A 6,442-nucleotide genomic window follows, 5' to 3' on the forward strand; every position below is an offset into this window, starting at 1 on the left:
TTTATAGGACGGTCGCCCGGCGGGGTGCAAACCCGGCGCCCCGTCCGCGGGGACGGGGCGGACGGGTCAGCGGATCTTCGAGTGCTGCTCGGCCTTGTCGTAGTTGTCGGCCATCTCGTCGACGCCGCTCTTGATGTTCCGCAGGCCCTTGCCGGTGTCGCCGAACGACTTGAGCATGTTCGCCGCGGGCGTCTCGTAGTTCTTCGCGAACTCCTGGCCGGTCTTGTCGTTGCCCCAGCACTTGCCCTCGGCCTGCAGTTTGCCGTTGAGGCGGTCGAAGATCTCCTTGAGGTGGTCCGCCCCCGTGTCGAAGCCGCCGCCGGCCTTGCGGAGGGCCTTGGTGTCGACTTCCAGGTATCCGCCGTCGCTCATCTGCCCAGCAATCCGTAGTGCTCGCGAATGGAGTCCATGTCGAACTTCTCGGGCAGCAGCTTGCCCAGGTCGGGAATGCCGCCCGGTCCGGCGCCCTCACCGGCGGGTCCCGCCGGGGTGATGTCCCGCATCGCCTCGGCGATCTTGTCGGCGACCTGCGCGGACGCGTCGCGGGACGCCTCGAGCACCGCCTCGGACAGCTCCGCGGACGCGAGCTTGCGGTAGACGCGCGGGTCCAGCTCCAGCGCGGTCAGCCGGCCCTGCCGGTCGACCGTCACCCGGACCATCCCGTCGGCGGCCTCCGCGGACGCCTCGATGCCCTCGAGCTTCTCCTGCAGTCCCTTGAGCCGGTCCCGCTGCTCGCGGTACTGGCCCAGCAGCTCGTCGATGTGCGCCTGCCACTCAGCGCGCATTCCGCTCCCTCCGCCTCGTCCGCCCAGATCGTCCCGAAGACGTTACATCGGCACGTGTCGGACTTCGACCTCGTGTGTCGCTCGTTCTTCCGGCGCGGCCGTCAGTTCTTCCAGAGCAGCGCCGTCAGTTCTTCCAGAGCAGCGTCGTCTGCACCTCGACGCCGAGCTCCGACGCCGTCTGGTTGACCGGCCCCGCGGCGCCGCCCGCCGCCCCGCCGCGCGCGTAGTAGGACTGCGCGAACACCACGCTGGAACCTCGCGAGTACGTGCGCGTCCAGCGCTCCGGGTTGCCGCGCAGCAGCGGGATGCCGCTGCTCTTGGAGGGGCCGAGCAGTTTCGGCTCGGCGTGCCGGCTCAGCGAGTTGACGACGGCGCGCGCGTCCGCCGGGCTCCCGAACCTCGCGAGCGACAGCACGGTCACGATCGTCCGGGACGAGTTGAGGTACACGCCCGACGCCATCCGTCCGGTGCAGGGGTGCGCGCGCAGCGTCGAGAGCAGTTGCGTGTTCGCGCGCAGGACGCACGGCTCGGACCGGGTGCCCGCCTGCGTGTACGAGTTGCCCTTCGCCGTCCGGATCGTCCGGGTCAGGATGCTCCACGGGTCGGACGTGCCGCCACCTCCGCCGGAGGTCGGCCGCTTGCCGAGCCCGGACGGGCTGGACGGCGCGGCGGACGGCGGGACGACGGCCACGTGCCGCTTCGGCTTGTCGTCACCGGACAGCAGCACCATCGCACCGACCCCGCCGCCGATGAGGACCAGCGCGACCACGGCGATCACGATGAAGATCACCGCGCCGCCGCTCCCGCCGCCGCCGGGCGGAGCCGGTGGCGGCGGGAAGGTGGGCTGCCCCATCGGCCCACCGGGGCCGGGCGGCGCGATCGGCCCGCCGGGCGGACCCGGCGGGAACGGCTGTAGCCCGTCCAGGGCCGGGTTCGACGGGAATCCCGGCTGGCCGGCGGACGGCTGACCGGGCCACTGAGGGTTCAATGCGCACTCCGGACGAGGGGTCGGGGATCACCGGACCTGGCGGGGTCCGGCAAGGGTAGCGGGGGCCGCGCGGCCACCCGGGTCCTGTTTTCGACGGACGGCGGGCGCAATCGGTGCCGTCCGAATCCCGATGTTTCCTGATCGGGAGTGACCGGTCCCGGCTCGCGCGTTGTGCCGGACCCTCGCGCGACGCCTCCGCGACGTCCGCCCGACGTCCGCCGGGCTGGGCGGGAGAGGACGGAGAGACGGACGAAAGGGGTGATCTCCATGCCCGCGCGCGGTGCGTTGCGCGACGGGAGTCTCGTAGGCTTGCCGATCGAGGGAAGGGAGGCAGGTGACCGACTCCAACTGGCAACTGGCCGTCTTGCGCGACCTCGGCGCGACCCAGCGGGGACTCGCCGACACCGCACCTGCCGAACCCCGTCCCGTCCCAGCTCAGGGCCCCGATCCGGCCGAGATCGCGGGCACCGCGCAGGTGCCAGCGCAGGCCCCGCCCCAGTCGCCCCGGGACCCGGTGGCCGCCGGCGCCGGAGGGGGCGGCTTCCCCGGCCTGCCCGTGTCCGCGGACGCCTCCCCGTCCGCGACCGGAGCCGGGATGCCCGGACCGTCCGGTTCGCTCGGGCCGTCCGGCTCCTTCGGCAGCGGTGAGTACACGGCGGCGGCGAACCGCCAGGTCCCTGCTCAGCACGCGGACGCGCCCGTCGCCGGCCCCGCCGCCGACCCGGGCTTCTCCACCGGTCCCGCACCGACCTCGCACACCGACGCCCCGGTCGCCGGTCCCGCCGCCGACGCCTCCGGTTCCGAAGGCGGCCCGGCCGCCACGACGGGCGCGGCCGCGCCCGGCCCCGACGTTTCGCAGGGCGGTTCGTCCGGCGCCGGTGACCAGGCCTCCGGTGCCGCCGCGGGTTTCCCCGGAGTCCAGGACGGCAGGCCCGCGACGAGTGGGACGCCGGGCGGCGACGGCCAGTGGGGCGCGCCCGCGGCGTCCGCCGCCGACAACACCTGGGGATCGTCCGCCGGCGCCGCCCAGCCCGACGGCGCGACAGGCGGATGGGGCGCGCCCGCCGAAACCGCCGCGAAGCCCGACAACGCCTGGGGCGCATCGGACGGCGGCCAGCCCGACAACGCCTGGGGCGCGCCCGCCAACGCGGACAACGCGGCCCAGCACGCGCAGGGCGGCTTCCCCAACGCCGACGCATCAACGCAAGGCGGCTTCGGAAACGCCGCGGACCCGTCCGCGTCCCAGGGCGGCTTGCCCCACAATGCGGACCCGTCCATGTCGCAGGGCGGCTTCCCCAGGCCCGCCGACCCGTCCGCGCAGGGCGGCTTCGGAAACGCCGCAGACCCGTCCGCGTCCCAGGGAGGCTTCCCCGGTCCCGCCGATCCGTCCGTGCCCCAAGGGGGCTTCCCCGGTCCCGGCGATCCGTCCGTGTCGCAGGGCGGCTTTCCCGGTCCCGCGGACTCGTCCGCACAGGGCGGGTTCCCCGGGGTCGGGGAGCAGCAGGGCGGTGACGCGGCCCAGCCGCTCGGTGCTCCGCCCGCGGCGGACGCGTCGTGGGGGCCGGCGTTCGGCGAGGAGCAGTCCGGCTTTCCCGGCGCGCCGGGCACCGGGTCCGGTTTCGGGCCCGAGGGCATCCCGGCGCCGGCGCGCGACCACACGCTGGCCGGTGGACGCGGCGTGGCGGACGACGTGTCGCACCAGCAGAACACCGGAGCGGGCGCCGCCGGACAGGGCGAGCCGCTGCTGCACGCCGACTTCGCCTGGGAGGCGGCCATCAACCCCGTCCTGGGCGGGGGAGAGCCGCAGGAAGAGCCGCAGGGCGACGCCGCGCAGCCGCAGCAGTCCGACGCGCCCGCGCAGGACCCGCGGCAGCAGGCGCAGCAGGCCGCCGCGGCCGGGCCGCACCCGGCGAGCGAGCTGGTCCGCAGGAACGTGCACGGCGACCGGCTCGGCAAGCGGATCGGGCGCGGCGTGCGCAAGGCGGTCGGCGGCGGGTCCGCGATGACCGCGCAGCAGCAGGCCGCGTTCGCCGACCTGATGGCGCGTCCCGTGCCGAGCTTCCGGCAGATCGCGGTGGCGAGCGTGCGCGGCGGCGCCGGCAAGACCACGATGGCCGCCCTGCTCGCCAGCGAACTGGCCCGGCACCGCCAGGACCGGGTGGTCGCGATCGACGCGGACGCCGAGCTCGGCTCGCTGCCGCTGCGCCTGGGCATCGTCCCGCAGCTTTCGCTGTTCGAGCTGGCGCAGGCGAGCCCGAGCACGTTCGAGGAGGTGTCGCGCTTCCTGTCCCGGACGCCCGAGGGGCTGTGGGTGCTGTCGTCCACGCGCGGCGGCCGGATGTCGCGGGAGTTCGACGTCCCGACGTTCCAGCGCGCGCTGAGCTCGGTGAGCCGGTTCGTCAGCGCGGCCGTGGTCGACTGCGGCGCGGGCATCCTCACCGGGGTCAACCAGGAGATCATCGCGCAGACGCACGCGCTGGTGCTGGTCACGCCGGGCACCGTCGACGGGGCGCTGAGCGCGCGCGGGGCCCTGGAGTGGTTCGCCAACAACGGAAGGCAGCACGTGTTCCAGCGCGCCGTGGTGGCCATGGTGTCGCACGCTCCGCAGATCAACGCCGACCTCGGGCGGGCACAGGAGATGCTCACCGCCTGGGGCCTGCCGGTGGTCCACGTCCCCTACGACCGGCAGGTCGCGACGGGCGCGGCGCTCGACCTGGACAAGGTCGGCGGCGCCACCCGGCAGGCCGCCACCAAGGTCGTCTACCAGGCGTTCGCGCGCTCGCTCGGCCTGCCGGGGGTGCAGGGATGAGCGTCGACTACGTGGCCCTCGCGCGCCGCCGTCCGGACGTGTTCGCCGTCGCGGACGGCCTGGCCGCGATGGGCGAGCCGATCCACATCCGGGGCGGCGAGCACGAGCCGCCGACCCGCCTGTTCGACGCGTCCGGCCGGCTGCTGGTGTCGATCGAGGAGCCGGTCGAGGTGACCGTCGCCAGCGAGATCGCGCGGCTGCTCGGCGCGGAGTTCGCCGCCCGCGTCGGCGCGCCGGTCTGGTGGGTGGACGTGCGCGCCGTCGCCGACATCCCCGAGGCCGCCCGCGTCGCGCGCCGTTTCTCCGACGCGCTCGTCCACTGGGTCGGCGGCACGGTCTACCCGGAAGGCGAAACGGACGCACCCGCTCAGAGCTGGCGCGCCGACCCCTCCAACGTCTCCCACCCCGGCGCCTGACCTTCTCCCTACTCCGCGTCCGTCCGCGCGCCGAGCCCGTCCGCGTGCCGAGCCCGTCCGTGCGCCGCGTCCGTCCGCGCGCCGAGCCCGTCCGCGTGCCGAGCCCGTCCGTGCGCCGAGCCCAACGGACGGGGTGTGGCTGTTCGGTGTGATCTGTGTCGCGTTCGGCATGTAGCGGTGGGGGACGGGTAGTTGCCGCGCGGGGTCGGATGTGGAACGAGGGCCGTCACGGTACGCCGTGACGGCCCTCGGTGGGTTCGGCGGGGACTCAGGCGTGCGGGGTCTGGAGGTGCTGCAGGAGGAGGCGGTGGCGCTGCCATCCCTCCGGGGAGCGTCCGTCGCCGAGAGGGAAGAGGGTCATCGGCGCGCGCTGCGGGCCGACGCGCTGGCCGGGGATGCCCTGCGGTCCGGTGACGGCCCCGGCGACGGCGAGCGCGACGGGCGCGGCGGTGCCGGTCCAGCGGGGTTCGGTGGTGAGGTCGGCGCGTCCGGGGGTGAGCTGCACGAGCAGGGACGCGACGGGGCGGTCGGCCGCGATCGCGCCGACGAGCTGCGGCAGGTGCGCGAGGGGCGGCGGGTCCTGCGGGGCGTAGCCGACGGTGACCGTGGTCGCCTCGTTCACCGCTCCGCCGCCCGCCGCGGTGAAGACGCAGACGGCCTGCGCGGGACGCGGGCCGTCCCCGGCGACGATGACGCGCGCCGACTCGCGGTTGCGGACGTGCTCGGTGAAGCGGTCGGGGCGCCACGGCTCGGCGACCGGCTCGCTCGTGCCCCAGCCGAGCGGGGACTTGCCGGTGAGCAGCTGCAGCATGCGCTCGACGGTGCCGCCGACCTCGGGGTCGGCCGCGCCGTGCCGGACGCGGTAGGTCAGCCCGAGCTGCGCGCCGACCGGACCCGCCGGACGGGAGGTGAAGCCGGGCGCGTAGTCGCGGGCGTCGGGGACGGGCTCGAAGGCCGCGCCGTTCCAGCGCATCGGACGCCCGGTGAGGCCCTCGTAGTAGCCGTCGCCGTCGCGGACGACCCAGTGCGGGGCGGACGCGGCGGCGCCCAGGCGCAGCGGCAGCGTGATCCGGGACCCCGGCGGCGTGACGAGCTGGACCGCGCGTCCGGACCCGGAGCGGTCGTCGAGCGCGTCGGTCAGCCAGGCCGACAGCGGTACCACGGGCCGGTCCTGGAGGACGATCATCGCGCGTTCGGTCAGTGCGTCCACGGTGCTCATCGTCCGCGCAGTCTAATCCCGCCGGGGCACCGTGCCGTGCGGCGGACGCCGGTGCGTCCGCGGGACGGTCCCAATTTCCCGTGATACGAGGGGAAGAAGTCAATCATGTGTTGAAATGTCCGCGATGTCGGAGGAGAAGCGCGTCCGGACCGGGTCGCACGCACTGCCGCCCGCGCGGCTGTCGTCGCGCCCGACCCCGCCGCGCCCGCCCGCGCCGGCCTCGCC

At 75.0% G+C, this 6,442-nt stretch carries 6 protein-coding genes; 2 read left to right on the forward strand and 4 right to left on the reverse strand.

Annotated features, from left to right (window positions below):
* Positions 1 to 66: 66 nt before the first annotated feature.
* From DZF91_RS22250 to DZF91_RS22260, 3 genes are all read right to left on the reverse strand, one after another.
* Positions 67 to 372 carry a WXG100 family type VII secretion target gene (locus DZF91_RS22250; protein ID WP_117359388.1) on the reverse strand — a complete coding sequence of 102 codons (306 nt, stop codon included), beginning with the start codon at positions 370 to 372 and terminating at the stop codon, positions 67 to 69.
* Entirely contained in the window at positions 369 to 785 is a 417-nt protein-coding gene (locus tag DZF91_RS22255; protein ID WP_117359389.1) for a YbaB/EbfC family nucleoid-associated protein, read from the reverse strand. The genes DZF91_RS22250 and DZF91_RS22255 overlap by 4 nt, the downstream gene beginning before the upstream one ends.
* 124 nt (positions 786 to 909) lie before the next feature.
* The gene (locus DZF91_RS22260) at positions 910 to 1,638 is read right to left on the reverse strand and encodes a hypothetical protein (RefSeq protein WP_117359390.1); all 729 of its coding nucleotides are present in this window, start codon (positions 1,636 to 1,638) and stop codon (positions 910 to 912) included.
* 469 nt (positions 1,639 to 2,107) lie between these two features.
* Here DZF91_RS22260 and DZF91_RS22265 point away from each other — a divergent pair, with 469 nt between their 5' ends.
* Both DZF91_RS22265 and DZF91_RS22270 read left to right on the forward strand, forming a co-directional pair.
* The gene (locus DZF91_RS22265; protein ID WP_117359391.1) at positions 2,108 to 4,582 is read left to right on the forward strand and encodes a nucleotide-binding protein; all 2,475 of its coding nucleotides are present in this window, start codon (positions 2,108 to 2,110) and stop codon (positions 4,580 to 4,582) included.
* Positions 4,579 to 4,998: a hypothetical protein gene (locus DZF91_RS22270; RefSeq protein ID WP_117359392.1), complete on the forward strand. Its 420-nt coding sequence runs from the start codon at positions 4,579 to 4,581 to the stop codon at positions 4,996 to 4,998. The genes DZF91_RS22265 and DZF91_RS22270 overlap by 4 nt, the downstream gene beginning before the upstream one ends.
* A 268-nt stretch (positions 4,999 to 5,266) precedes the next feature.
* On the opposite strand, the gene DZF91_RS22275 is transcribed toward DZF91_RS22270, so the two are convergent.
* The gene (locus tag DZF91_RS22275; RefSeq protein WP_235834473.1) at positions 5,267 to 6,217 is read right to left on the reverse strand and encodes a DUF6177 family protein; all 951 of its coding nucleotides are present in this window, start codon (positions 6,215 to 6,217) and stop codon (positions 5,267 to 5,269) included.
* Positions 6,218 to 6,442 lie beyond the last annotated feature (225 nt).

It is taken from the genome of Actinomadura logoneensis, from assembly GCF_003428695.1.
Classification (GTDB): Bacteria; Actinomycetota; Actinomycetes; order Streptosporangiales; family Streptosporangiaceae; genus Spirillospora; species Spirillospora logoneensis.

What these genes read in the sequence shown, in the direction of transcription:
- DZF91_RS22255 (WP_117359389.1), bottom strand. Translation starts at nt 785, where the DNA reads ATGCGCGCTGAGTGGCAGGCGCACATCGACGAGCTGCTGGGCCAGTAC.
- DZF91_RS22260 (WP_117359390.1), bottom strand. Translation starts at nt 1,638, where the DNA reads ATGGGGCAGCCCACCTTCCCGCCGCCACCGGCTCCGCCCGGCGGCGGC.
- DZF91_RS22270 (WP_117359392.1), top strand. Translation starts at nt 4,579, where the DNA reads ATGAGCGTCGACTACGTGGCCCTCGCGCGCCGCCGTCCGGACGTGTTC.
- DZF91_RS22250 (WP_117359388.1), bottom strand. Translation starts at nt 372, where the DNA reads ATGAGCGACGGCGGATACCTGGAAGTCGACACCAAGGCCCTCCGCAAG.
- DZF91_RS22275 (WP_235834473.1), bottom strand. Translation starts at nt 6,217, where the DNA reads ATGAGCACCGTGGACGCACTGACCGAACGCGCGATGATCGTCCTCCAG.